The sequence below is a fragment of the Bacillus sp. N3378-2at genome, from assembly GCF_033412715.1.
Classification (GTDB): Bacteria; Bacillota; Bacilli; order Bacillales; family Bacillaceae; genus Bacillus; species Bacillus subtilis.
In genome coordinates, this window is record NZ_CP117986.1 from 4,078,293 (window position 1) to 4,103,699 (window position 25,407).

At 44.1% G+C, this 25,407-nt stretch carries 28 protein-coding genes; 21 read left to right on the forward strand and 7 right to left on the reverse strand.

The window, feature by feature from the left end:
- Positions 1-84: 84 nt before the first annotated feature.
- A complete protein-coding gene (brnQ, locus tag PUN35_RS21820; protein ID WP_003229322.1) occupies positions 85-1,422 on the reverse strand; it encodes a branched-chain amino acid transport system II carrier protein in 1,338 nt (445 codons plus the stop codon).
- A 194-nt stretch (positions 1,423-1,616) separates the two neighbouring features.
- Here brnQ and PUN35_RS21825 point away from each other — a divergent pair, with 194 nt between their 5' ends.
- From PUN35_RS21825 to PUN35_RS21845, 5 genes are all read left to right on the forward strand, one after another.
- Positions 1,617-2,762, forward strand: coding sequence for a cysteine desulfurase family protein (locus PUN35_RS21825; protein WP_014480560.1), 1,146 nt, complete (start codon positions 1,617-1,619; stop codon positions 2,760-2,762).
- A 3-nt stretch (positions 2,763-2,765) separates the two neighbouring features.
- On the forward strand, positions 2,766-3,971 hold the full coding sequence (thiI, locus tag PUN35_RS21830; RefSeq protein WP_014480559.1) for a tRNA uracil 4-sulfurtransferase ThiI: 1,206 nt from the start codon (positions 2,766-2,768) through the stop codon (positions 3,969-3,971).
- A gap of 93 nt (positions 3,972-4,064) precedes the next feature.
- Positions 4,065-4,274: an alpha type acid-soluble spore protein SspA gene (gene sspA / locus PUN35_RS21835; protein ID WP_003223491.1), complete on the forward strand. Its 210-nt coding sequence runs from the start codon at positions 4,065-4,067 to the stop codon at positions 4,272-4,274.
- A 178-nt stretch (positions 4,275-4,452) separates the two neighbouring features.
- Complete coding sequence (gene mbcS / locus PUN35_RS21840) at positions 4,453-6,042, forward strand: acyl-CoA synthetase MbcS (protein WP_014480558.1); 1,590 nt, start codon at positions 4,453-4,455, stop codon at positions 6,040-6,042.
- 19 nt (positions 6,043-6,061) lie between these two features.
- The gene (locus tag PUN35_RS21845) at positions 6,062-7,651 is read left to right on the forward strand and encodes an amidohydrolase (RefSeq protein ID WP_014480557.1); all 1,590 of its coding nucleotides are present in this window, start codon (positions 6,062-6,064) and stop codon (positions 7,649-7,651) included.
- 31 nt (positions 7,652-7,682) lie between these two features.
- Here the strand turns inward: PUN35_RS21845 and PUN35_RS21850 are convergent, their stop codons facing one another.
- Positions 7,683-8,486 carry an NAD kinase gene (locus PUN35_RS21850; protein WP_014480556.1) on the reverse strand — a complete coding sequence of 268 codons (804 nt, stop codon included), beginning with the start codon at positions 8,484-8,486 and terminating at the stop codon, positions 7,683-7,685.
- A 185-nt stretch (positions 8,487-8,671) separates the two neighbouring features.
- Between PUN35_RS21850 and sppA the strand changes: the two genes are divergently transcribed.
- From sppA to PUN35_RS21920, 14 genes are all read left to right on the forward strand, one after another.
- A complete protein-coding gene (gene sppA / locus PUN35_RS21855; RefSeq protein WP_014480554.1) occupies positions 8,672-9,679 on the forward strand; it encodes a signal peptide peptidase SppA in 1,008 nt (335 codons plus the stop codon).
- A gap of 12 nt (positions 9,680-9,691) precedes the next feature.
- Positions 9,692-10,186, forward strand: a complete 495-nt coding sequence (locus PUN35_RS21860; RefSeq protein ID WP_014480553.1) for an RDD family protein — start codon at positions 9,692-9,694, stop codon at positions 10,184-10,186.
- A 74-nt stretch (positions 10,187-10,260) separates the two neighbouring features.
- A complete protein-coding gene (locus tag PUN35_RS21865; RefSeq protein WP_004399127.1) occupies positions 10,261-10,941 on the forward strand; it encodes a DUF2953 domain-containing protein in 681 nt (226 codons plus the stop codon).
- A 13-nt stretch (positions 10,942-10,954) separates the two neighbouring features.
- Positions 10,955-11,410 (forward strand): GerW family sporulation protein, encoded by a 456-nt coding sequence (gene ytfJ, locus PUN35_RS21870; protein WP_003223504.1) that lies wholly within the window; start codon positions 10,955-10,957, stop codon positions 11,408-11,410.
- A gap of 108 nt (positions 11,411-11,518) precedes the next feature.
- Positions 11,519-12,022, forward strand: a complete 504-nt coding sequence (gene tpx / locus PUN35_RS21875) for a thiol peroxidase (protein ID WP_003223506.1) — start codon at positions 11,519-11,521, stop codon at positions 12,020-12,022.
- Positions 12,023-12,082: 60 nt separating this feature from the next.
- The gene (locus PUN35_RS21880) at positions 12,083-13,072 is read left to right on the forward strand and encodes a class I SAM-dependent methyltransferase (RefSeq protein ID WP_014480552.1); all 990 of its coding nucleotides are present in this window, start codon (positions 12,083-12,085) and stop codon (positions 13,070-13,072) included.
- A complete protein-coding gene (locus tag PUN35_RS21885; protein WP_121509427.1) occupies positions 13,044-13,247 on the forward strand; it encodes a hypothetical protein in 204 nt (67 codons plus the stop codon). The genes PUN35_RS21880 and PUN35_RS21885 overlap by 29 nt, the downstream gene beginning before the upstream one ends.
- Positions 13,248-13,419: 172 nt before the next feature.
- On the forward strand, positions 13,420-14,607 hold the full coding sequence (locus PUN35_RS21890; protein WP_003223511.1) for an acetate kinase: 1,188 nt from the start codon (positions 13,420-13,422) through the stop codon (positions 14,605-14,607).
- An 84-nt stretch (positions 14,608-14,691) separates the two neighbouring features.
- Positions 14,692-15,204 carry a MogA/MoaB family molybdenum cofactor biosynthesis protein gene (locus PUN35_RS21895; RefSeq protein ID WP_003229354.1) on the forward strand — a complete coding sequence of 171 codons (513 nt, stop codon included), beginning with the start codon at positions 14,692-14,694 and terminating at the stop codon, positions 15,202-15,204.
- A 169-nt stretch (positions 15,205-15,373) separates the two neighbouring features.
- Positions 15,374-16,585, forward strand: coding sequence for an argininosuccinate synthase (locus tag PUN35_RS21900; RefSeq protein ID WP_003229357.1), 1,212 nt, complete (start codon positions 15,374-15,376; stop codon positions 16,583-16,585).
- The gene (argH, locus tag PUN35_RS21905) at positions 16,582-17,967 is read left to right on the forward strand and encodes an argininosuccinate lyase (protein WP_014480550.1); all 1,386 of its coding nucleotides are present in this window, start codon (positions 16,582-16,584) and stop codon (positions 17,965-17,967) included. Before PUN35_RS21900 ends, argH begins: the two co-directional genes overlap by 4 nt.
- 61 nt (positions 17,968-18,028) lie before the next feature.
- Positions 18,029-18,163, forward strand: a complete 135-nt coding sequence (locus PUN35_RS21910) for a hypothetical protein (RefSeq protein WP_004399018.1) — start codon at positions 18,029-18,031, stop codon at positions 18,161-18,163.
- Positions 18,164-18,289: 126 nt separating this feature from the next.
- Positions 18,290-19,057 carry an SDR family oxidoreductase gene (locus PUN35_RS21915; RefSeq protein WP_014480549.1) on the forward strand — a complete coding sequence of 256 codons (768 nt, stop codon included), beginning with the start codon at positions 18,290-18,292 and terminating at the stop codon, positions 19,055-19,057.
- Between the two features lie 62 nt (positions 19,058-19,119).
- Positions 19,120-19,803: a metal-dependent hydrolase gene (locus PUN35_RS21920; RefSeq protein WP_003245964.1), complete on the forward strand. Its 684-nt coding sequence runs from the start codon at positions 19,120-19,122 to the stop codon at positions 19,801-19,803.
- A gap of 132 nt (positions 19,804-19,935) precedes the next feature.
- On the opposite strand, the gene PUN35_RS21925 is transcribed toward PUN35_RS21920, so the two are convergent.
- Positions 19,936-21,288 (reverse strand): IS1182 family transposase, encoded by a 1,353-nt coding sequence (locus PUN35_RS21925; protein WP_014478984.1) that lies wholly within the window; start codon positions 21,286-21,288, stop codon positions 19,936-19,938.
- A gap of 203 nt (positions 21,289-21,491) precedes the next feature.
- Between PUN35_RS21925 and PUN35_RS21930 the strand changes: the two genes are divergently transcribed.
- Positions 21,492-22,811 carry a CBS domain-containing protein gene (locus tag PUN35_RS21930; RefSeq protein ID WP_004398641.1) on the forward strand — a complete coding sequence of 440 codons (1,320 nt, stop codon included), beginning with the start codon at positions 21,492-21,494 and terminating at the stop codon, positions 22,809-22,811.
- An 18-nt stretch (positions 22,812-22,829) separates the two neighbouring features.
- On the opposite strand, the gene PUN35_RS21935 is transcribed toward PUN35_RS21930, so the two are convergent.
- Positions 22,830-23,132, reverse strand: a complete 303-nt coding sequence (locus PUN35_RS21935; protein ID WP_003229401.1) for a YtpI family protein — start codon at positions 23,130-23,132, stop codon at positions 22,830-22,832.
- Positions 23,133-23,262: 130 nt separating this feature from the next.
- Between PUN35_RS21935 and nrnA the strand changes: the two genes are divergently transcribed.
- Positions 23,263-24,204 (forward strand): bifunctional oligoribonuclease/PAP phosphatase NrnA, encoded by a 942-nt coding sequence (gene nrnA / locus PUN35_RS21940; protein WP_004398971.1) that lies wholly within the window; start codon positions 23,263-23,265, stop codon positions 24,202-24,204.
- A 17-nt stretch (positions 24,205-24,221) separates the two neighbouring features.
- On the opposite strand, the gene PUN35_RS21945 is transcribed toward nrnA, so the two are convergent.
- The 3 genes from PUN35_RS21945 to ytrH form a co-directional block, all read right to left on the reverse strand.
- The gene (locus PUN35_RS21945; RefSeq protein ID WP_003229407.1) at positions 24,222-24,413 is read right to left on the reverse strand and encodes a YtzJ family protein; all 192 of its coding nucleotides are present in this window, start codon (positions 24,411-24,413) and stop codon (positions 24,222-24,224) included.
- A gap of 101 nt (positions 24,414-24,514) precedes the next feature.
- Positions 24,515-25,018: a sporulation membrane protein YtrI gene (gene ytrI, locus PUN35_RS21950; RefSeq protein WP_003229408.1), complete on the reverse strand. Its 504-nt coding sequence runs from the start codon at positions 25,016-25,018 to the stop codon at positions 24,515-24,517.
- Complete coding sequence (gene ytrH / locus PUN35_RS21955; RefSeq protein ID WP_003229410.1) at positions 25,015-25,356, reverse strand: sporulation membrane protein YtrH; 342 nt, start codon at positions 25,354-25,356, stop codon at positions 25,015-25,017. The genes ytrI and ytrH overlap by 4 nt, the downstream gene beginning before the upstream one ends.
- Positions 25,357-25,407: the final 51 nt, after the last annotated feature.

The following is a 25,407-nucleotide window of genomic DNA, read 5'->3' on the forward strand; positions in this document are numbered from 1 at the left end:
TATGAAAAAGAGCCCGCAGTGTAATGAGCAGGCTCTTTTTTTCATTGCAAAACGCCTGCGCAATAACGCAGGCGTTCTGTGACATTAACTTATTTCATTAAGCTGTTTGGATGGTCCGATGAATAAGGTCAGCACATAGCCGATAACCGCTCCGACGATTCCTGGAAGCACCCAGCCGATGCCGAGGCTGTAAAGAGGAAGATTCGCATTTAGAAACACATCTAAAGATCCAAGTGAAAAACCGGCTGCTTTGATACCGTCTAAAATACTGAAAAGTCCTGTACCGATCAAGCAAGCGATGTACACTTCGCGTCTTTCTTTAAAGATCTTATCGATGAAGGAAAGAACGATAATGACAATGGCAAGCGGATAGATAGCTGATAAAATAGGAACAGAAAACGCGATAATTTGCGCGAGTCCGAAATTCGCAATGATCAAGCTGAATAACGTGACAATCGTAACGACAATTTTATATGATAATGCCGGAATAAGTTTTGAAAAATATTGGCCGCAAGATGTGACAAGGCCGATGCTTGTTGTTAAACATGCGACTGTAATCGCTGCTCCGAGTACGATGTTGCCCAATGACCCGAATAAATAATGGGAAGACGCAGATAAAATTTTAGCTCCTTCACCAACAGGACCGATGGCATTTGTGCTTGTTGCACCTAAATAAGCAAGGGATACATAAATGAAAGTCAGGCCTAAAGCTGCAATCACACCTGCTTTAATGCAGGCTGCAGCAAGAGCTTTAGACTGTGTAACGCCTTTGCTTTTTACAGCATTTACAACGACAACGCCAAATACAATTGAAGCAAGTGCGTCCATTGTTTTATAGCCTTCTAAAAATCCTTTAAAAACCGGTGTTCCTTTATATGCTTCTGTCACGGCGCCCAATCCGCCCATCGGCGTGAAGATGGCTTTGAGAACAATGATTAAAATAATCGTGAATTTGATGGGAGTCAGAATTTTTCCGACTCGATCGACAACCTTGGATGGGTTTAACGCTAAATAGTACGTAACGCCGAAAAAGATAAGTGTAAATATTAATAAAGAAAGTCTTTCTGGTACGCCAGTCAAAAACGGAACAGCGCCAATTTCATATGAAACAGTTCCTGTTCTCGGGATGGCGAATAATGGTCCGATTGATAAATAAAGCACGACAGTAAAGATTGTGCCGAAAACAGGGTGCGCTTTGTCAGCAAGGCCTTTAGCGTCCTTACCGGTTAATGCGATGGCGATAATGCCGAGAAGCGGCAGGCCTACCCCTGTCAGTAAAAATCCGCCGATGGCCTTCCAGACGTTGTGTCCGGCTGCTTGTCCAAGTTCCGGCGGATAGATCATATTTCCTGCTCCAAAGAATAACGCAAATAGCATGAAACCAATAATAATGGTATCTTTGACAGGCAGTGAGTGTTTCATGAAAAAAATCCTCCTAATAATTATGTTAAAATATTCTGTCAATTAATTGTCAGATAATATGACGAAACGAACAAATCTTATTATATGGTAAAAAAATTAGAAGTCAATACTAGTTTTTCGTAATTTTCTATTAAATTTTGTTATGGTAACATAAATATCATACCTTGTACCGCTTTCATAAAGGAGTAAAAAAGATGATATATTTAGATAATAGTTCAACGACGAAGCCTTACGATGAAGTCTTGAACGTATATGAACAGACAAGCAGCCGATACTTTGGCAATCCTTCATCTTTGCACCGATATGGAGCCGAAACGGAACAGCTGCTTCAAGCAGCCAAAAATCAAATCAAAAGGTCCTTAGGCCTAAAAAAATATGATATTGTATTTACATCAGGCGCCACAGAAGCCAATAATGCGGCTTTAAAAGGAGCGGCTTTGTCAAAGATAAAAACAGGCAAACATATCATTGCCACTTCTATTGAACATCCATCCGTTACGGAATCGTTAGAACAGCTGAAAGAGTTGTTCGGGTTTGATATCACTTATCTTTCTGTGAATGAAGACGGATTTGTTTCTATTGAAGATCTAAAAGCAGCCATCCGTCCCGATACCGTGCTTGTCAGCATGATGCATGTGAACAATGAAGTCGGTTCCGTGCAGCCGATTGAAGCGGCAGGGGAAGTGCTGAAGAAGCACCCGAACATTTTGTTCCACGTCGATTATGTGCAGGGCATCTATAAAGTGCCCTTGGCAATTGAAAAGGCCGGCATTGATCTATGTTCAATTTCGGGGCATAAATTTCACGGCCTAAAGGGGACAGGCGCACTTATTGTAAAAGAGGGAACACGCCTTATTCCGCTCATAACGGGAGGCTCTCAGCAAAAAGGCATACGGGCCGGAACAGAACATACTGCTGGTGCGGTTTCGCTTGCCAAGGCCATTAATCTTGCCTCTGCTGATTTTGACACACGGCTTGACACGATGACTGCCGCAAAGGAATTGTTTATGAAAAGGCTGAGTGAAATTGAGGGCGTCGTTATCAACACGCCTCAAATGAATAGCGCGCCGCACATTATTAATTTCTCTGTACCGGGGATTAAAGCGGAAGTGCTTTTACACATGCTTGAGGAACAGGATATATTCGTCTCCACAACATCGGCTTGCTCGGCAAAAGAACATAAGCCCAGCAAGGTTCTCTTAGAGATGGGCAAAGGAGAGCAGATTGCCGGAAGCAGCATCAGAATCAGTTTAAATTACAGCCAGACAAGCGATGTGGCAGAACCGTTTATGAACGCGCTTCGTCCTGGTATCAAAAAATTAAGGGAAATGATGAGGTAGAACATGAATTACGATCATATATTAATTCGTTTTGGGGAAATTTCGACCAAAGGCAAAAACAGAAAAAGCTTTATTGAGCGCTTAAAACAAAACATCAGACTCGTTTTGAAAGACTATCCGAATTTAAAATACTTTTCCAACAGGGATCGTATGACGATTACATTAAATGGAGAGGATCCTGAGGCTCTTTTTCCTCATTTAAAGCAAGTGTTTGGGATTCAAAGCTTCAGCCTGGCAATTAAGTGTGACAGCCGCCTTGATGATATTAAGGCAACCGCACTAAAGGCTATCAAAGATCAGTATAAACCAGGTGATACGTTTAAAGTCGCGACAAAGAGAGCGTATAAGCAATTTGAATTAGATACAAACCAAATGAACGCTGAAATCGGCGGCCATATTTTGCGAAATACAGAAGGATTGACGGTCGATGTTCGCAACCCAGACATCCCGCTCAGAATCGAAATCAGGGAAGAAGCAACATTTTTGACAATTCGTGATGAAAAAGGTGCAGGCGGGTTGCCAGTTGGTTCAGCAGGAAAAGCGATGCTGATGCTTTCTGGCGGTTTTGACAGCCCTGTTGCCGGTTTTTATGCGATGAAACGGGGCTTGTCGGTAGAAGCTGTTCATTTCTTCAGCCCGCCATACACAAGCGAGCGCGCAAAGCAAAAGGTAATGGATCTGGCGAAATGTCTGTCCCGTTTTGGGGGAAGCATGACACTTCATATTGTTCCATTTACAAAAACGCAAGAGCTCATTCAAAAACAAATTCCTGAAAATTACACAATGACGGCAACCCGCCGCCTCATGCTTCAGATCGCCGACAGAATCAGAGAAAAGAGAAACGGGCTTGCCGTTATTACGGGAGAAAGCCTCGGTCAGGTAGCGAGCCAAACGCTTGAAAGCATGTATGCAATTAATGCGGTGACGTCAACACCGATTTTGCGTCCGCTAATCGCCATGGACAAAACAGAAATCATCGAAAAATCACGGGAAATTGGCACATATGAGACAAGCATTCAGCCGTTTGAAGACTGCTGCACGATCTTTACACCGCCAAGCCCGAAAACACGCCCTAAAAAAGAGAAAATTGAACACTTTGAAAGCTTTGTTGATTTCGAGCCGTATATTCAAGAAGCGGTAGATAACATTGAGACAATGACCCTGTATAGCGAACAAGAAGCTAACGATAAATTCGCTGAACTCTTTTAAATTAATTTTCAGCTCCTGTATACAATTACCAAAGTTTTTCTGAATGAAGCCATGTGTTTTGACACATTCTATACTCACAAGGAGGTGAGACACATGGCTAACAATAACTCAGGTAACAGCAACAACCTTTTAGTACCAGGAGCTGCTCAAGCGATCGACCAAATGAAATTAGAAATCGCTTCTGAATTCGGTGTAAACCTTGGAGCAGACACAACTTCTCGCGCTAACGGTTCTGTTGGAGGAGAGATCACAAAACGTCTTGTATCTTTTGCTCAACAAAACATGGGCGGAGGACAATTCTAATTTACAATTTCACATAATGGCTTAGGAGTGGGGGTATCCCCACTCCTTTTCATTTTTTACATATAAAAAAGGACCAGCGGCCTATAAAATCTATGTTTACAGAGGTTGCTTTTAGGCATATCCTTACGGAAAGAGCCTGTATTTATGTATAATGGGTGGAGAAAGTGAGGAGTTGTTCGTGTTAAAACGTGAAGATTTAATTGCCCCTATGCAATATAATTTAGTGAATGAAATGGAAAAGTTCAGTGCCGCTGGACAAAAAACCGCTCTTCTGTGGGAGGACGAGTCGGGTAAGCAAGAATCTTGGTCGTATGAAAAGCTGATGGAAGAAACAAATAAAATCGGAGCGGCCTTAGCTGATCTTGGATTTAAAAAGGGAGACAAGCTGATTGTAATGGTTCCGCGGGTGCTTGAAGCCTATGCTGTTTATTTGGCTATCCTGAAATCAGGAATGGTTGTCATTCCGTGCTCCGAAATGCTTCGCGCGAAAGATCTTGAATACCGGATTGAACATGCAGAGGTAAAAGGCGCTATCGTCTACTCAGAATTTATTGGCGCTTTCCGGGATGTCAGTACGACTGACAAACTGATTACACTGTCTATTGGTGAAAATGATGCCGACTGGAAAAACCTCTTATCAATTGAAGCGGACGGAAGCCAATTTAAAACAGCTGACACAACAAGAGATGATATGGCTTTCTTATCTTATACATCCGGGACAACAGGTCAGCCGAAAGGTGTTGTACATACACATGGATGGGCATTTGCTCATTTAAAAACTTCTGCCGGCGCTTGGCTTGATATTTCTGAAAAGGATATCGTCTGGGCAACTGCTGCCCCTGGCTGGCAAAAGTGGGTATGGAGTCCGTTTTTAGCGGTGCTTGGCAGCGGAGCAACCGGTTTTGTGTACCACGGCAGATTCAAAGCAGAAAAATATCTAGAGCTTTTAAATCGCTACAAAATCAATGTTTTCTGCTGCACGCCTACAGAATACCGCTTAATGGCGAAGGTTGAAGGCTTGGACCGTTTTGATCTTTCTGCCCTGCACAGCGCTGTTTCCGCAGGTGAGCCGCTCAACCGTGAAGTCATTGATGTTTTCCAAAAGCACTTTGGCATTAAGGTACGGGACGGATATGGCCAAACAGAAAGCACGCTTTTGGTTGGTGTTTTGAAAGATACGCCTATTAAACCGGGAAGCATGGGAAAACCGACACCGGGAAATCAGGTGGAGATCATAAATGAAGACGGTGAAATCTGCAAACCTGGTGAGGTTGGCGATATCGCTGTTCACCTCAGTACGCCTGCGCTCTTTAAAGAGTATTTTAAAGATCCGGAAAGAATGAAAACACAAATTCGCGGCGATTATTTCCTAACGGGAGACAGAGCAAGAAAAGATGAGGAAGGTTACTTCTGGTTTGAAAGCCGAAATGACGATATTATTATCAGCTCCGGCTATACGATCGGGCCTTTCGAGGTGGAAGACGCGCTTGTTAAGCACCCAGAAGTAAAAGAATGTGCTGTTGTCGCAAGCCCTGATGAAATCAGAGGCTCCATCGTAAAGGCATATGTTGTCCTGCAAAATCATGAAAAACGCAGTGATGAGCTTGTCAAAATGCTGCAAAACCATGTGAAGACGATTACCGCTCCATACAAATATCCTAGAGAAATTGAATTTGTGGAAAGCCTGCCGAAAACGGCTTCTGCAAAAATCAGACGAGTGGAATTAAGAAAACGTGAAGAACAGCTCAAAGCCAATAAAAAGGCGTAAAGAAAGAGAGTGAACGTGAATGAAGGCGATATGGCACGGCGGTTTCATTTATACGATGCTCGAAGAAGGCGATCGGACTGAGGCAGTTTATGTTGAGGATGGTGTTATAAAAGGCACCGGCAGCTATGAACGTTTGAAGGAAAAGTACGGGTCACCGGAAACAGAAGAAATCAGCCTGAACGGTGCAGTGATGTTCCCCGGTTTTGTTGACAGCCACCTACATTTGATCGGCCACGGTGAGAAACAGCTTCAGCTCGATCTGTCCGCACTGACGTCGAAAGATGCAATTTTACAGGCTGCGAAGGAAAGAGAGCGGCAGCTTCCTAAAAACGATTGGCTCATTGGAGAGGGCTGGAATGAAAATCAGTTTGAGACACCTGACTACTTGACTAAGCATGATCTTGATCGCCTGTTTCCAGACAGACCCGTCTTGCTCAAGCGTATATGCCGGCATGCAATAGCTGTCAATTCTGCGGCTCTTCAAGCAGCGGGAATTTCAAGAAATACTCCTGACCCTGACGGCGGAGTCATCGTAAAAGATGCAAATGGAGAGCCGTCCGGACTCCTGTTTGATAAGGCGCAGGATTTGATTCTGAAGGCTGTCCCGCCAGTCTCTCAACACTATGTTGATGAGGCATTAACGGCTGCAATAAAGGATTGCTGGACAAAAGGCCTGACGGGCGGTCATTCGGAAGACTTGTCCTATTATGGTGATGTTTCGGTGCCGATGAAAGCTTATGAGAAAGCTGTTGCTGGCGGAAAGTATCCGTTTCGCTGTCATTTGCTCGTTCATCATGAAGCGGTCGATCGATGGGAGCAGCTGGATAAGCCGTCCGGCCCGTATGTGGAGTTCGGTGCTATGAAAATCTTTGCGGACGGGGCGCTTGGCGGGAGAACGGCTTTATTGAAAGAACCATATCAGGATGATCCATCAACAAATGGTGTTCAGGTTCACGATGACGAAACCCTTGGCCGGCTCATTCGCAAAGCGAGAGAAAAAGGGATGGAGGTTGCTGTTCATGCAATCGGCGATCTTGCTTTTGAAAAAGTGCTGAACGCAATAGAAAAGCATCCGCCCAAAAACGGCCGGCATGATCGGCTTATTCATGCCCAAGTGCTTGATAACGAATTAATCGAGAGAGCAGCACGCATGCCGATCGCACTTGACCTTCAGCCGCACTTCGTTGCAAGCGACTTTCCGTGGGTCATTGACCGTCTCGGAAAAGACCGGATGAAGACTGCATTTGCCTGGAAAACCCTCATATCTAAAGGCATTTTATGCGCGGGCGGTTCAGACGCCCCGATTGAGCCTGTTGATCCGCTTCTAGGGATCCAGTCCGCGGTCCTCCGGAAAAGCAGTCATGAGCAAAACGGGCCAAGCTATAATGAAAGTGAATGTTTACCTGTATATGAAGCGATAAAGCTTTATACAGAAGGTAGCGCCGGTATCATTTATAAAGAGAAGTCACGCGGAAAAATTGCGGAAGGCTATGACGCGGATTTTACAGTTCTCAGTGGTGATCCGTTTGCCATTGACCCCGCACAGCTTCATCTTTTAGAGATTAAAAAAACCGTGATTAACGGCCAGATTGTATATGAGAAATCATAAAAGGACAGGCAGCAGCCTGTCCTTTTATTTTCTATAAAAAAGTACGCTTCACTTTTTCCCAAAATGAATTGTCCTTTAGTTTGACTGTTTTGATTTTCTTATTAGACAGTTTGATTTCGATCGTTTTCACATTTCTCGTGCTGAGTGCTTCATTGTCCAAGCCGATGATTGGGTGTTCGTTGCCGTCCTGCACCACACGAAGGGTCAGCTTTCGGTCAGAGCTGAGGACAAATGGCGAGCCGAGTGTCCGGTAGGTGTTATTGTTAAGAGAAGCAAGCTCAGATACCTGCATGCATGGGAGCAGCGGATCAACAACCGCTCCTGCAACAGACTTGTTATAGGCGGTGCTGCCTGTAGGCGTTGAGATGATCATTCCGTCACCTCTAAACGTTTCAAAGTGCAGATCGTCAATCAGCACGTCCATCACAAAGGTTTTAATGATGCTTGAACGGATGGAAACCTCGTTTAGGCAATGAAAAGGACTGGCGTTATCCACTGTCACTTCAATCAGCGGATATTTTCTCACTTCAATTTGTTCAAACGTCATTGCATCGACCATTTTTTCTCGCTCATCACTATGAAAGTCGCAATATAAATGAGCTTTCCCCTTTTTGGTAATGCCGACGTACAAGCAGTCGTCACGAAAATTCGTCTTTCTGACTGCCTGCAAAAATGTGCCGTCCCCGCCAATGCTAGCGATAATATTAGCGTCTGAGTGCTGGTTCACAACGGTAAATCCATGCTCTTCCGCCAATTGTGTTAACGAGCGGGCTTGTTCGTTCGTTTCCTGATCCTGTTTGTGAAAAAAATAAACATTACGGCGTTGATCGGTCATATCCCATTTCCCCTTTGCTGTCATATTTAAGTTTTTCTGCCATCCAGTATTTGTGATAAAATACCTTTGGCCATAAGTGTACCACGTTTGCCGGCAGCCCGTTAAGCCGGAGCTTACTCATGAAGTGAAACATTTTTCATATTGAATCGTATAATGAGAGAGTTTAGGAAAAAGGAGGAGAAAAAATGAATGCAAAAAGATGGATTGCATTAGTGATTGCTCTGGGGATTTTCGGCGTGTCTATTATCGTCAGCATCTCTATGAGTTTCTTTGAAAGCGTCAAAGGCGCTCAAACGGATCTCACATCACTGACGGATGAATCGCAGGAAAAGACGCTGGAAAACGGCAGTCTCTCAAGTAAAATTGCCGTATTAGAGGTCAGCGGCACCATTCAGGATAATGGGGACTCAAGCAGTCTGCTTGGTGCAGACGGATATAACCACAGAACGTTCTTAAAAAACCTTGAGCGCGCAAAAGATGACAAGACGGTCAAAGGTATCGTTCTGAAGGTGAATTCTCCGGGTGGCGGAGTGTATGAAAGTGCTGAAATACATAAGAAACTGGAAGAAATCAAGAAAGAAACGAAAAAACCGATTTACGTGTCAATGGGTTCGATGGCAGCATCAGGAGGCTATTACATCTCAGCAGCGGCTGATAAGATTTTTGCGACACCGGAAACCCTGACCGGGTCACTCGGCGTCATTATGGAAAGCGTCAATTATTCAAAACTTGCCGATAAGCTTGGCATTTCTTTTGAAACGATTAAGAGCGGGGCCCATAAGGACATTATGTCTCCTTCCCGTGAGATGACGAAAGAAGAAAAAAACATCATGCAATCGATGGTTGATAATTCGTATGAAGGCTTTGTTGATGTCATTTCAAAAGGGCGCAGCATGTCGAAAGCAGAGGTAAAGAAAATTGCGGACGGCCGCGTGTATGACGGACGGCAGGCGAAAAAACTGAACCTCGTTGATGAGCTTGGTTTTTATGACGATACCATTACGGCCATGAAAAAGGATCACAAGGATTTGAAAAACGCCTCTGTCATTTCTTATGAGGAAAGCTTCGGATTAGGCTCACTGTTTTCCATGGGCGCGAACAAAATGTTTAAAAGTGAAATTGATTTTTTGAATATGAGAGAAATTCTATCGCAATCCGGTTCGCCGAGAATGATGTATCTCTATGCGAAGTAGGAGGGAACAATAATGGACGCGACATATGAAGAGTTAGAGCGCAATGACATCAAAGGCCCGCAAGAAGCGGAGCAGCTGACACATGCCTATGCTGGCTTTTGGGTTCGTTTCTGGGCTTTCCTGCTTGATTGGCTCGTGATATGGGGATTAAACCATTTGCTCGTTTCTCCCCTCTTTACCGTATTGGATCTGCCGAAAACATCCGGCATGTTTACCTTCTCGGCCTACAGTGTGACAACGCTTATTGTGTATCTTGCCTATTTCGCACTAATGACAAAATACTTCAGGCAGACGCTTGGTAAAATGGTGTTCGGCCTCAAAGTGGTTTCTGTGAAGCGAGATAGCAAGCTGACATGGAGTACAGTGATTTTTCGTGAAGTGGTTGGACGGTATATTGATAAGATTTGGATTTTATATATCGTTGTTGCTTTTTCACCTACAAAACAAGGGATTCATGATTACATCGCGGATACCACCGTGGTGCATGAAAAATTATACCGCAAATAACCGATAACCCGGACCTCCGTCCGGGTTTATTTTTTTAGGAATTGGCGATAATGCTCCTAGAGGAAGTGAAGAATATGGTGTATGTACTGACAGCCATTCTTATTCTCATAGGGATCGTACTGCTTCTCAGAATGAAAATCCATGTCGCGCTGGAGTATCTTCATGCCGATGATAATGACAAATTGACCTTGAAGATTACGGCGCTGTTTGGCCTTATAAGGATCAAAAAAACAATCCCGGCGATTAAGGTGAACAAAGAAGACGGAACAGTGGATATCAAACAAAAAACTGAATCCAAAATGAAAAAAAGCAGCGGAAAGAAAAAAATTACACAAAACGATGTGCAGCAAAGCATTAATAAAATCGAAATGCTTTTGCATCAGGTCACCAGACTACGGAAAATCAGCGCGTCTTTTCTCGCGCATTTACATATCACAAAACTAGAATGGGTTACAGTAATCGGAATTCAGGACGCGGCAGTGACAGGTGTGTTAACAGGTGCTGTATGGGGTGTGAAGGGCGGTATCGCAGCAATGCTCTACGACCACCTGGACTTTGTGAATAAACCTGTCTATGAGGTGATCCCGTCGTTTCAAGTCCCTGTTTCCAAGACCCATTTTCAGTGTATATTCTTTTTTCGCTTTGGACATGCTATGCTTGCAGCTTTCAAATTCGTCAAATACGGACGGGAGCTATCCGTATTAAAGAAGAATCCGTCGGCTAGAATGACTTCAAAGAATGATTCATCAGTTTAAGGAGGAAGCGTATATGGCAGACCATCCCATCCAAGGTTTAATGAAAACCGCAATGGAAAACTTGAAGGAAATGATTGATGTTAACACCATCATCGGAGATCCAGTAGAAACGCCTGATGGAAGTGTGATTTTAACTGTTTCTAAAGTTGGATTTGGATTCGCCGCAGGCGGAAGCGAGTTTGGCGGAAAGCCGGCCGAAAAGAAATCGGAAGACGATGAGACAAGAGAACAGAAACTTCCTTTCGGAGGCGGAAGCGGGGGCGGTGTGTCCATTACGCCGATCGCGTTTTTAATTGTCGGATCGACAGGCATCAGAATGCTTCATTTAGATGAAAATACCCATTTAATAGAGAAAATTTTAGACGCAGCCCCTCAAACACTCGAACGCATCCAGCAAATGTTCAAGAAAAATAACAAGAACCAAGGCCAGGGCCAAAATCAAAACCAAATGAACAATATGAATTATTAAAAAAGGTTAACTGCGCTGGCCGCAGTTAACTTTTTTTTGGCATAAACTTTGCAGTTTGCAGGAAACTTTACTATGATAGAGACATACATACAAAAGGGAGGAATTATAATGGCTGAAATTACATTCAAAGGCGGTCCGGTTACACTTGTCGGACAAGAAGTGAAGGTAGGAGATCAAGCTCCTGATTTCACAGTGCTGACTAACAGCCTTGAAGAAAAATCGTTAGCTGACATGAAAGGAAAGGTAACGATTATTTCTGTTATCCCTTCAATTGATACAGGTGTTTGTGATGCACAAACACGCCGTTTTAACGAAGAAGCTGCAAAGCTTGGAGATGTCAACGTCTACACAATCAGTGCAGACCTTCCATTCGCGCAAGCGCGCTGGTGCGGCGCTAACGGAATTGACAAAGTGGAAACACTGTCTGACCACAGAGATATGTCATTTGGCGAAGCGTTCGGTGTGTATATTAAAGAACTTCGTCTGCTTGCGCGTTCCGTATTTGTCCTTGATGAGAATGGAAAAGTCGTTTACGCTGAATATGTAAGCGAAGCAACAAACCACCCGAACTATGAAAAGCCAATTGAGGCTGCTAAGGCATTAGTGAAGTAAGCAGGGAAAAAAGCTCCAGGCTGCCGCCGGAGCTTTTTTCATGGCAAGGAGGAACACAATATGCAAAAAGACCATGTAGGTGCGGTGTATGAGCTGTTAAACGAAGCCGCGATTATGATAAAGAATGAATTGCAGATTTCATATATAGAGGCGCTGGCCGAAGCAGGAGAAATGTATTTTCTTGAAAAAACGGATCAGCTGAAACTGCCTGCTGATCAGAAAACCAAACAACTTCAGGCTCTGCTTGAAAAAGCGGAATTCGGCACGTATGAGCATGAGTGGGTACGCAAGGCTTTTCAGCTTGCCGTCCTTAAAGGAATGAAAGATATCTCTCATCCAAACAGACAAATGACGCCGGATACGATCGGGCTTTTCATCAGCTATTTGGTGAATAAGTTTATGGCGGACAAAAAGGAACTGACCATTCTTGATCCAGCCTTGGGAACTGGGAACCTTCTGTTTACCGTGCTGAACCAGCTGTCTGAAAAAACGGCAAACAGCTTTGGCATTGAAATTGATGATGTGCTCTTGAAAATCGCCTATGCCCAAGCGAACCTTCTGAAAAAAGAGCTTGAGCTTTTCCACCAGGACAGCCTTGAGCCGTTGTTTATTGATCCAGTTGACACGGTCATTTGTGATCTGCCAGTCGGCTATTATCCGAATGACGAAGGAGCAGAAGCGTTTGAGCTCAAAGCTGACGAAGGCCATTCCTTCGCTCATCATCTGTTTATTGAACAGAGCGTCAAGCATACCAAACCGGGCGGCTACTTATTTTTTATGATTCCGAATCATTTGTTTGAGAGCTCCCAAAGCGGCAAGCTGAAACAGTTTTTCAAAGATAAGGTTCATATCAACGCACTGTTGCAGCTGCCAAAATCTATTTTTAAAGACGAAGCTCATGCCAAAAGCATCCTTGTGCTTCAGAAACAAGGAGAGTATACGAAAGCGCCGGGGCAAATTCTGCTTGCGAATCTTCCGTCTTTCTCCAATCAAAAGGCGATGCTTGATATGATGGCTCAATTTGATGAATGGTTTAAAAAAGAAAAGTAAGTGTTTTAAAAGCAGCTTAGGCAGCCGTATGAGGCCGATGCCTAAGCTGCTTTTATTTATGCTTTTGAAGACCGGACTTGACGAATTGAATCCAGCTTTGAAACACAAAATACAGAGGGAAAAACCGCAAATTGTAAGCGTTCATCAATACAAAACCTATAGGGAATGTGTCTGAAAATAACGACTTCTTTTTGAAAGCGTTATCAATACGCAAGTTGACTTGAAAAGCCGTCATGACAATGTTTAAATGGAAAAGTCAGATATTTTTCGGAGAAGATGTTGATATTCACCGGGAAAAAAGTACGAAAAACGAAGTTGTTGATACAGAGTATAAAGGAGCGTCAATCATGTCCAAAATTATTGCAATTAACGCAGGAAGCTCGTCTTTGAAATTTCAGCTTTTCGAAATGCCTTCAGAAACCGTTTTAACGAAGGGTTTAGTTGAACGAATCGGTATCGCCGACAGCGTATTCACAATTTCTGTGAACGGCGAAAAAAATACAGAAGTAACTGATATTCCGGATCATGCGGTAGCTGTTAAAATGCTGCTGAATAAGTTAACGGAATTCGGCATTATTAAAGACTTGAATGAAATTGACGGAATTGGCCATCGTGTCGTTCACGGCGGAGAAAAATTCAGCGATTCTGTTTTATTAACGGATGAAACCATTAAGGAAATCGAAGATATTTCTGAATTGGCACCGCTTCACAATCCGGCAAATATCGTTGGAATTAAAGCGTTCAAAGAAGTGCTTCCAAATGTTCCTGCGGTAGCTGTATTTGATACGGCATTCCACCAAACAATGCCTGAGCAGTCTTACCTGTACAGCCTGCCGTATGAATACTATGAAAAATTCGGCATCCGTAAATACGGCTTCCACGGCACTTCACATAAATATGTAACTGAGCGTGCGGCAGAGCTTCTCGGCCGTCCGTTAAAAGACTTGCGCCTGATTTCCTGCCACCTTGGAAACGGAGCAAGTATTGCCGCTGTTGAAGGCGGAAAATCTATTGACACATCCATGGGCTTTACGCCGCTTGCCGGTGTAGCAATGGGCACACGCTCTGGAAACATCGACCCTGCCCTGATCCCATACATCATGGAGAAAACAGGCCAAACGGCTGACGAAGTACTGAATACATTAAACAAAAAAAGCGGACTGCTCGGCATTTCCGGTTTCTCAAGCGATCTTCGTGACATCGTTGAAGCAACGAAAGAAGGAAATGAGCGCGCGGAAACGGCTCTTGAAGTATTCGCAAGCAGAATCCACAAATACATCGGTTCTTACGCTGCAAGAATGAGCGGTGTCGATGCGATCATCTTTACTGCCGGTATCGGTGAAAACAGTGTGGAAGTCAGAGAACGCGTTCTGCGCGGTTTAGAATTCATGGGCGTATACTGGGATCCTGCGCTTAATAACGTGCGCGGCGAGGAAGCTTTCATCAGCTATCCGCATTCTCCAGTAAAAGTCATGATCATTCCGACTGATGAAGAAGTCATGATTGCGCGCGACGTTGTTCGTTTAGCAAAATAAATCGCATGAAAGCACATTCTCTTGAATGTGCTTTTTTGTTGATGCATGATAGTGACAGACAGAAAACATAAAAGAGGTGGGCCAATGAGCGTTCAAGAGCATAAACAAGAAGCTCCCGATATCGTTCGGTGCAAAGTGATTACTGTCAGTGACACGAGGACAGAGGAAACCGATAAAAGCGGCAAGCTGATGATCTCATTTTTAGAAGAAGCCGGTCATCATATTGCCGCATATGAAATTGTAAAAGACGAAAAGGATGCTTTGCAGCGGTCAGTGCTTGCGGGCTGCATGGATGAACAGACAGACGCGGTACTCTTAAACGGAGGGACAGGCATAGCAGATCGGGATGTCACAATTGAAGCCATAACGCCGCTGTTTTCGAAAGAACTGCCCGGCTTTGGAGAAATATTCAGGATGCTGAGTTATACAGAGGATATCGGCTCTGCCGCAATCATGTCGAGAGCAACTGCCGGCGTCATTCAGCATACCGCTGTTTTCTCAACGCCAGGCTCAAGCGGCGCGGTAAAGCTGGCAATGAATAAGCTGATTATTCCCGAACTTGCACATGTGGTCAGAGAAATCAGAAAAGACAAGTAAATGAATAAATACTACGAAACTTCACCTGAAATTTAGGTGAAGTTTTTTTTATAAAAGGCTTGAAAAAACGAAACGTACTTGTTAAAGTGTATACATACAAAATGTATTTTTATTAAATATAATTTATTTTTATACAAAATAGAAACACGGTTGAGAGGGGATTTTTATCATGTCAGAACAGAAAAAAGTCGTATTAGCATACTCAGGAGGTCTTGATACTTCCGTCGCAATAAAATGGCTTCAGGAGCAAGGATATAATGTAATCGCCTGCTGTCTGGATGTCGGTGAGGGCAAAGATTTGGCATTTGTTCAGCAGAAAGCGCTTGAAGTCGGCGCGACAAACTCCTACGTGATCGATGCAAAAGAAGAATTTGCACAGGACTACGCGCTTATTTCTTTGCAGGCCCACACGATGTATGAAGGAAAATACCCGCTTGTTTCGGCATTATCTCGACCGCTGATCGCGAAAAAACTGGTTGAAATAGCGGAAAAAGAAGATGCACAGGCGATTGCCCACGGATGCACAGGGAAAGGAAATGACCAGGTTCGTTTTGAAGTCTCCATTAAATCATTAAACCCTGATCTTGAAGTCATCGCGCCGGTTCGCGAATGGCAGTGGTCACGTGAAGAAGAAATTGAATATGCGGCTAGCCGCGGCATTCCGATTCCGATCAATCTTGACAGCCCGTATTCTATCGACCAAAACCTCTGGGGACGCGCCAATGAGTGCGGCATTTTAGAAGATCCATGGGCGGCGCCGCCAGAAGGTGCATACGATTTAACAGCTCCGCTGGAAAAAACGCCGGACACGCCGGAAGTGATTGAAATTGCATTTGAACAGGGCGTGCCTGTCTCCATTGACGGTGTTTCCTACTCGCTTTCTGAGCTGATCTTGAAGCTGAATGAAATGGCGGGGGCGCACGGTGTCGGACGTATCGACCACGTGGAAAACCGCCTCGTCGGCATTAAATCCCGGGAAGTATACGAATGCCCTGGTGCGATGACACTGATCAAAGCGCATAAAGAATTAGAAGATTTGACACTGGTGAAAGAGGTAGCCCACTTTAAACCGATCATCGAGCAAAAAATGTCAGAGATCATTTACAACGGCTTATGGTTCTCGCCGTTAAAAGATGCGCTGCACGCTTTCTTAAAAGAAACGCAAAAGCATGTCACAGGCATTGTCCGCGTGAAGCTGTTTAAAGGCCATGCAATTGTAGAAGGACGTAAATCAGAATACTCTCTATATGATGAAAAACTTGCAACATATACAAAAGACGATGCATTTGATCACCATGCAGCAATTGGATTTATCGAGCTTTGGGGACTTCCGACAAAAGTGAACAGCATCGTGAAAAAGAAGGAGCAGATTAAAGCATGAAGAAGCTTTGGGGAGGCCGATTTCAAAAAACACCGGAAAAATGGGTCGACGAGTTCGGCGCGTCCATATCATTTGACCAACATTTAGTTGCTGAAGACATTACAGGGTCTCTCGCACATGCTGCCATGCTGAAAAAATGCGGTATTCTGACAGCAGAAGAAGAGCTGAAAATCCGAGAGGGCCTGAATACCCTTTTGCAAAAAGCAGAGGAGGGAACATTGGAATTCTCAGTCGATTATGAGGATATTCATTTGAACATTGAGAAAATGCTCATTGACGAAATCGGTCCTCTTGGCGGCAAGCTGCATACCGGCAGAAGTCGGAATGACCAGGTGGCGACTGACATGCATTTATACTTGAAGAATCATGTCGGCCACATCATCGAGCTGATTGAGGCATTCCAAAGTGCGCTGATTGAAAAGGCGGAAGCGAACGTTGAAACGATTCTGCCGGGCTACACACATCTGCAGCGCGCCCAGCCGATTTCATTCGCTCACCATCTGCTTGCGTATTTCTGGATGCTTGAGCGCGACAAGGAGCGTTTTCAGGATTCGATGAAGCGGATTAACAAATCTCCGCTCGGCTGCGGGGCGCTCGCGGGAACAACCTTCCCAATTGACCGTGATTATTCAGCAGAACTGCTCGGCTTTGATGCCATTTATGAAAACAGCTTGGACGGCGTCAGCGACAGAGACTTCATTTTGGAGTTTTTAAGCAACAGCAGTATGCTGATGATGCACCTATCCCGTTTCTCTGAAGAAATCATTTTATGGTGCTCGCAGGAGTTTAAATTCATCGAGCTTGACGATACGTACGCAACAGGAAGCAGCATGATGCCGCAAAAGAAAAACCCTGATATGGCGGAGCTGATCCGCGGCAAAACAGGACGCGTATACGGCGATATGATGGGTCTGTTTACGATCATGAAAGGACTTCCGCTCGCTTACAACAAAGATCTGCAGGAAGACAAAGAGGGCATGTTTGACACGGTGAAAACGGTGGAAGGCAGCCTGCAAATCTTCACAGGCATGATCCAAACAATGACTGTAAACAAAGACGTCATGAAGCAAGCGACAAAACAAGACTTTTCAAATGCGACGGAACTGGCCGATTATTTAGCTAAAAAAGGAATGCCGTTCAGAGAAGCGCATGAAGTGGTCGGGAAACTTGTGTACACATGCATCGAAAGAGGGATCTATTTAAGCGATATGCCGATTGGCGAGTTTCAGCAGGCTAGCACACTATTCGAAGAAGATATTTACACTGTGTTAGACCCTTACTACGCAGTTGAAAAAAGAATGAGCGCCGGGGGCACCGGATTTAAACAGGTAAAGCAGGCGCTTGAAAAAGCGAAAGCTTGCGTGGCAGCTGGAGTTTGTTAAAATTTCCTTCATAAAATCCCGTCATTATAGCCAACCTACCTCTATAATGATGGGAGGCAGAATGATGAAAAAAGAACCGGAACGCTATATTTATGATGAACAAGAAAGCCAGGAGACAACAAGGCTCATTTCAGAAGCATATCAAAGCGGTTATGTCGATATGCCTGATCAGGAGTCTTCATCTCCTGCAGAATAAGCTGTCTGTACAGGCAGCTTTTTTTGTATGCCAAAGTGTAAAAAGTGATATTGCAAGCCTTTTATAGTAAAGTAGAAGAAGAAACACTTTATTGAAAGCGGCGACGTTGCTTTGGGAGGTATTCATGTGCGACATGCTTTAATTACTGCCGGTTCGAAGGGTTTAGGCCGCAAAGTGACTGAAACGTTGCTTGCAAAGGGGTATTCAGTAACAGTCAATTACAGACAGGATGAGGAGGCAGTCAGCCGCCTGAAGGAAGCCTGTCCCGATTGTCTTGACCGGCTGCAATTTGTAAAAGGTGATGTCACCAAAAAAGAAGATCTGCTGCGTATTGCAAAGGCTGCCTTAAACCGCTTCGGAAGGATCGACTTTTTGATTAACAACGCGGGACCATACATATTTGAACGTAAAAAGTTAGCCGATTATACTGATGATGAATGGTATGGCATGCTGGAAGGAAATTTAAGCGCCGTCTTTCATTTATTCAAAGCGGTTATTCCTGTTATGAGAAAACAGCAATTTGGACGCATCATTACGTACGGATTCCAAGGTGCGGCTCACGCGCCCGGCTGGCTTCACCGATCGGCATTTGGCGCTGCGAAAGTGGGCTTGGCTTCTTTGACGAAGACAATTGCCATTGAAGAAGCCGAATTCGGCATAACCTCCAACATGGTTTGCCCGGGAGACATTGTCGGCGACATGAAAGAAGCATCGATAGAGGAAGCCAGAATGCGAATCGGCAAAGAAAAAACGCCGATAGGAAGATCCGGTACAGGCGAGGATATCGCCCGGATTATCGCTTTCCTGTGTGAGGAGAACTCAGACCTTGTGACAGGGACTGTCATTGAAGCCACTGGAGGCCTCAATGTCATTAACAAGAATCAAACAACATAAGTTTTTCAGCTTTTTAAAAAGGGAAAATAAAAAAATCAAAATCATGTGACGAGGTGAAAGAAATGAAAGTGACATATCACGGACATTCTGTAATCACAGTGGAAACGAAGGACCATCATATTATTTTTGATCCGTTTTTAACAGGGAATTCATTAACGGATATAAAGCCGGAGGATGTAAAAGCGGATGTCATCTTACTAACGCACGGCCACAATGACCATGTCGGTGATACTGAACAAATCGCCAAGCAAAATAACGCGTTGGTTATAGCCCCGAACGAGCTCGCTGTGTACTTAGGCTGGAAAGGCTTGAATGTTCATCCAATGCATATTGGCGGCTCCCGCCAGTTCGATTTTGGAAAAGTGAAGCTTACACAGGCCTTTCATGGATCAGCCATCACAGATGAAGAAAACAAAACGATCACTTACACAGGCATGCCTGCCGGTATTTTGCTGACTGTAGAAGATAAAACGATTTTCCACGCGGGCGATACGGCTCTTTTCTCTGATATGAAACTCATTGGCGAATTGAATCATATCGACCTTGCTTTCCTGCCGATTGGCGATAACTTTACGATGGGGCCTGAAGACGCCAAGCTTGCCGCTGAATGGCTGCGCGCAAAACAGGTCGTGCCGGTGCATTACAATACATTCCCGGTCATCGAACAAGACCCAGAAGCATTCGCTGACAGCCTGCCGGGCGGAGTCGGCAAAGTCATGTCGGTCGGTGAGACGATCGAGCTTTAAACCGTGAAACCATCTCTAGGAGATGGTTCAGCTTGTAGAGAAAACGACGTTTTTTCTACAAGCTTTTTTGTTTTATACAGTTTCTTTAGATATTCATCAGGTTTCAGATGCAGAAAAAGCGCTCCCACATGCCTAGCCCTGCTTGGCTAGGTATGTGGCAATCTTCTTCATGTTCTGGCATGCGGCTGTGAGGAGAACTTGTTCACTCACATTTCGTTTTCCCCTCAACCTGCAATAGCGAAGCCCATGCAGCTGTTTTGAATCTGCAAAGCTTCGCTCTATTTTTTCTTTTCTTTTTTTGTAGAGGTTTTTTCCTGAAACAGACAAGCGATTTTGTCTGACCTTTTCTTTATGATCTTCCCATACATGTCGAGTAATCACTTTCTGCCGATTCTTTGATTTTGTACAGTTTTCAAGCAGTGGGCATGAGGAACATATTTCAGGATTTGATTTATATGACCGGTAGCCTTTTCGGTCAGTTGTTGAGTATGTAAGTGTTTGGTGATTTGGACAAATGTATCTGTCTTGTTCACTGTCATAATGAAATTTCCATTTTGGAAACAAGCCTCGGATAGGGTGATAACGTCTATGTGCGATGACACCAAAGATTTGGCGGTCAGATAATCCTTTACAGATCGGAGTCGTTAAATATCCGGAATCAAGGGCGACGGCTTCTACTTGAAAACCAAATCGTGCGATTTGGTGGTCTAATCGGTCAAGATAAGGCACAGAATCATGGACATTTCCAGGTGTGACGTAGGCATCGGTGATAATGTTGTATTTCATATCTGTTGTGCGGTGATCTAAATAGAAAAAACCTTCTGGTTTGTTTTCACGATACAGATAGCCACTTTCCGGATCGGTTGTACTGTGGCGGATCTCTTTTTCAGCTTTCACCTCCTCTTTGGCTGTTAATGGTTTTTTTCCGTGTTCCTCCCGATCCTCTTGAATGGCTTCATTTAAATCCTTGATATAGTTTTGGGTATCCTGCGCAATTGTTTTTCTTGTGTATTTATGCTTGTTGGCATTGGCTTTAAGGTGTGTGGAGTCGGTGAATAGGACTCGTCCGCCCACCATGTCATGATTGATGGCCTGAAGAACGATCTCATCAAAAATGTCTTGGAAGATGGTTGTATCTTTAAAGCGTGTGCGTCTGTTCCAGCTGATGGTGGAGTGGTGTGGAACCGGGTCGTTTATGTTCAATCCGAGAAACCATCTGTACGCCATATTGTAGTAAATTTCTTTTTCAAGCTGTCTTTCTGAACGGATACCATAGAGGTATCCGATAAACATCATTTTAAATAAAATAAGCGGATCAAGTGAGGGGCGGCCTTTGTTTTCACTGTAGTAAGGTTTCACCTTTTCAATGATGAAAGAGAAGTCTATGTGTTTATCAATTTTCCGAAGCAGGTGATCCTCTTCAACGAGTTGGTCAAGCAGAACAAATTCGGCTGTGTTTTGAGAAGAGTTTCTTGTGTGGAACATGAGAAAGACACCGTCCTTTTAAGTCTTTCTTTTATTTTATTACAGAAGAATGGATATTTTAAAGAAAAATAAAGGCTGTCGAGATTTTCTCGACAGCCTGAACCATCTCTAGGAGATGGTTTTTTATTTTCCAGCCTCATTGCGTATAAATCCTTTGAAACCTTATAATAAAAACAAGAAGACTGTCCTTAGAGGTGAAAGGCTTGGCAACGAAGCATGAACAAATTTTAACGTATATCGATTCACTGCCTGTCGGTGAAAAAATTTCTGTCCGAAGAATTGCAAAGGAAATGAAAGTAAGCGAAGGAACCGCGTACAGAGCGATCAAGGAAGCAGAGAATAAAGGGTTTGTCAGCACGATTGAACGTGTGGGCACAATCAGAATTGAACAAAAGAAAAAAGAGAACATTGAAAAGCTTACCTATGCAGAGGTTGTAAATGTTATAGACGGACAAGTGCTCGGAGGCAGGGCAGGGCTCCATAAGACATTGAATAAATTCGTCATCGGCGCGATGGAGCTTGACGCGATGATGCGTTACACCGCAGCGGGGAATCTTTTGATTGTCGGAAACAGAATCAATGCACACAGGCAGGCGCTTGAAGCGGGCGCGGCCGTATTGGTGACCGGGGGCTTTAACACGGATGACAGCATTGTGCAGCTGGCAGATGAGCTTGAACTGCCGATTTTATCCACGAGCTATGACACCTTTACAGTTGCCGCTATGATTAACCGGGCAATTTATGACCAGCTGATCAAAAAAGAAATTGTTTTGGTGGAGGACATCCTAACACCTGCTGACCGCACGGTATATCTTTCGCCTAAGGATAAACTTGAAAAATGGTATGAGAAAAATTTTGAAACGGGGCACGGACGCTTCCCGGTTGTCGACGATCAAATGAAAATCCATGGCATTCTGACATCAAAAGATATTGCTGGCCATGACCGAAATGCATCTATAGAAAAAGTCATGACCAAAAATCCCGTCACGGTTATTGGGAAAACATCTGTCGCTTCAGCTGCGCAAATGATGGTATGGGAAGGGATCGAAGTGCTTCCCGTCACTGACGGCCACCAAAAACTCATCGGCATGATCAGCCGCCAAGACGTATTGAAAGCTCTTCAAATGATTCAAAAGCAGCCGCAGGTCGGGGAGAAGCTTGATGATATCGTTTCAAGGGGGTTTAAAGATGAGGGTGATGATAAAGAAGATCAAACGGTTTACGAGTATGAAGTCACGCCGCAAATGACAAATCAGCTTGGAACCATTTCTTATGGCGTATTTACGACCATTTTGACGCAAGCGGCAAACCGATTTTTGCGCTCGAAAAAACGCGGCGAACTCGTCATAGAGAGCATCACCATCTTCTTTTTGAAGCCTGTGCAGATGGAATCAGTCATCGAAGTCAAACCTCGCATCTTGGAGGCTGGCAGAAAGTTTGGGAAAATGGAAGTGGAAGTGCACAGCCAAGGTCATATCGTGTCTAAAGCGATGCTGATGGTTCAGCTGATGGAAAGAAGCTAAGGGACGTTCAGGCGCCCCTTACGCGTGATCTCTTTCAGCTTCTTTGGCGTGAAGGGGATTGTAATGCCTGAAGGCTTTATAACCTGCCCAAGCGCTTCCTGCTCCTATGACGATAAAGATACCGCCGATTACTAACGTTAATACTGAATGGAATAATATCATTTGGTTGAGCCCGTAGAACAGGACTAGTGACCCTAAGGCCATGCTTGATTTTGCTGAACATATTTCTTTTGCCAAAGATGGCTTTGCCCGTACGCCTTTTACTTTATAGTACACATAAAAGCAGGCGGAAAGCCCAATCAAAAAAACAAGAACCAGCATAAATGAAATCCTCCATCGTAAAAGTTTACAAACCCATTTTATACAAAAACGGGCTTGGTTTTGACGTTATTTTTCTTTTCCGTCGGCAGAGAATGTGATTTAATGAATAAAAACAATAAAGGAGTATCAAATGAAAACAGAATTGATCAGAACCATATCATTATATGACACGATTATCTTACATAGACATGTGCGTCCTGATCCGGATGCCTACGGATCACAGTGCGGGCTTACGGAAATCCTGCGTGAAACATATCCTGAAAAAAATATTTTTGCGGTCGGCACGCCTGAACCGTCCCTCTCTTTCTTATATTCCCTTGATGAGGTGGACAATGAAACATATGAAGGCGCACTTGTCATTGTCTGCGATACGGCAAATCAGGAAAGAATCGACGATCAGCGTTATCCTTCAGGCGCCAAACTAATGAAAATCGACCACCATCCGAACGAAGATCCATACGGTGACCTTCTCTGGGTCGATACAAGCGCCAGCTCAGTAAGTGAAATGATTTACGAGCTGTATTTAGAAGGAAAAGAGCACGGCTGGAAGCTGAATACGAAAGCGGCAGAGCTGATCTACGCCGGCATTGTTGGAGATACCGGACGCTTTTTATTTCCGAATACCACGGAAAAAACATTAAAATATGCAGGCGAGCTCATTCAGTATCCATTCTCTTCCTCAGAGTTATTTAATCAATTGTATGAAACAAAACTGAATGTGGTGAAGCTTAATGGCTTTATCTTTCAAAATGTGTCTTTGTCCGAAAACGGGGCGGCTTCTGTTTTCATCAAAAAGGATACGCTTGAAAAATTCGGCACAACGGCTTCTGAAGCGTCGCAGCTTGTCGGGACGCTCGGCAATATCTCAGGTATTCGCGCCTGGGTGTTTTTCGTAGAAGAAGACGATCAAATCAGAGTCAGATTCCGTTCGAAGGGGCCTGTCATTAACGGACTTGCCCGGAAATATAACGGCGGAGGGCATCCGTTAGCTTCAGGCGCCTCTATTTACAGCTGGGATGAAGCTGATCGGATTTTAGCTGATCTGGAAACATTATGTAAAGAACACGAGTAGAGGGGAGACCCTCTCTCTTAGTGTTCATCTGTGACGGGGATGAACCAGCAGCCGAAATCAGTAAGGTCCTCGTAGACTTGGAGATTGTGTGATTGAAGTTCTTTTTTGATGAGGGAAGCGAGTGAGTTTGTTTCGGCATATGCAGAAAAACCTTGTCTGAGACGGGCTGCTTGATCTTTTGCTAACTGACGGTCACTGTAAACCTCCATTTCCCTTCCTCCTTCCTTTCGCCATTAAGCCTCACATATAGTTTATAAAAAAGAATGGGAAAAAGCGACAGAAGTTTGGAGAATTTAAAAAAAATCCATAATTATGTGGCGAAAGATATTTCAAGTTCCACTGTCAGCCTCGTATAAATAATCAATTCTCTGACGGTTGCCTCGTATTTTTTTTCATTGATCATATAGACTTTATTTTCAATTGTCCGCTTCAAGAGATCCTTTGTTTGATAGACGCTCTCTATGTCTTTTGTAATCACCTCTGAAATATCATCCTTTACATGCTCCTCGAATTTCGTTTTATCCGGCTGTGATATTTTATATTTATCTCCATTCAGCAATTTGACGCTGACGCTTTGAATCAGCAGTTTTCTTTTATTATCTTCATTCAGTTTATGGAGGTCTTCCTGATAGATCGAAATTTGATTGTTCAAGTCTTTTACATGCTCTTTTTGCTTTTCGATGAGGCTGACCTGCTCCTCTTGGAATGTTCCGTAGGTAAACAGGAAAAAGAACCAGCTGATTACGGCCCCGCACATCATTCCCGCGAAAAAACGCTGCCATCCCGGTTTTTTGTAATGTTGGGGGACCCTCATGAAGAAAGATGCTCCTGGGTCAGCCATGATATAATAAGCCAGCCGCTTTGCGCGCCCCCCATGGCCGAAATAATTAAAAGAAGCTGTTTAAAGATATCTCTCGTATTGCCTTCGAGTATGCCGCGTTCAAAGCTGTATACCGCATCAAAGGTGCCTCCGATAGCTGCGACAAGCGCCCATATTTTTAACCGGTTGGCAAGCTTTGTAATGGCTGTAAGCGGGGGTTCGCCTGCCAAATATGCTCCGAGCCCTCCGATGAGTGCGCCCCCGATCAGCACCCCTAACGCAATGAAGTAGCTATTGATAAAATTCACCATAAATCCTGCTTCCTGATCCATCTTTATCACCTCACCTTTTATATCATATTGAGCTTACAGGACAAGTATGAT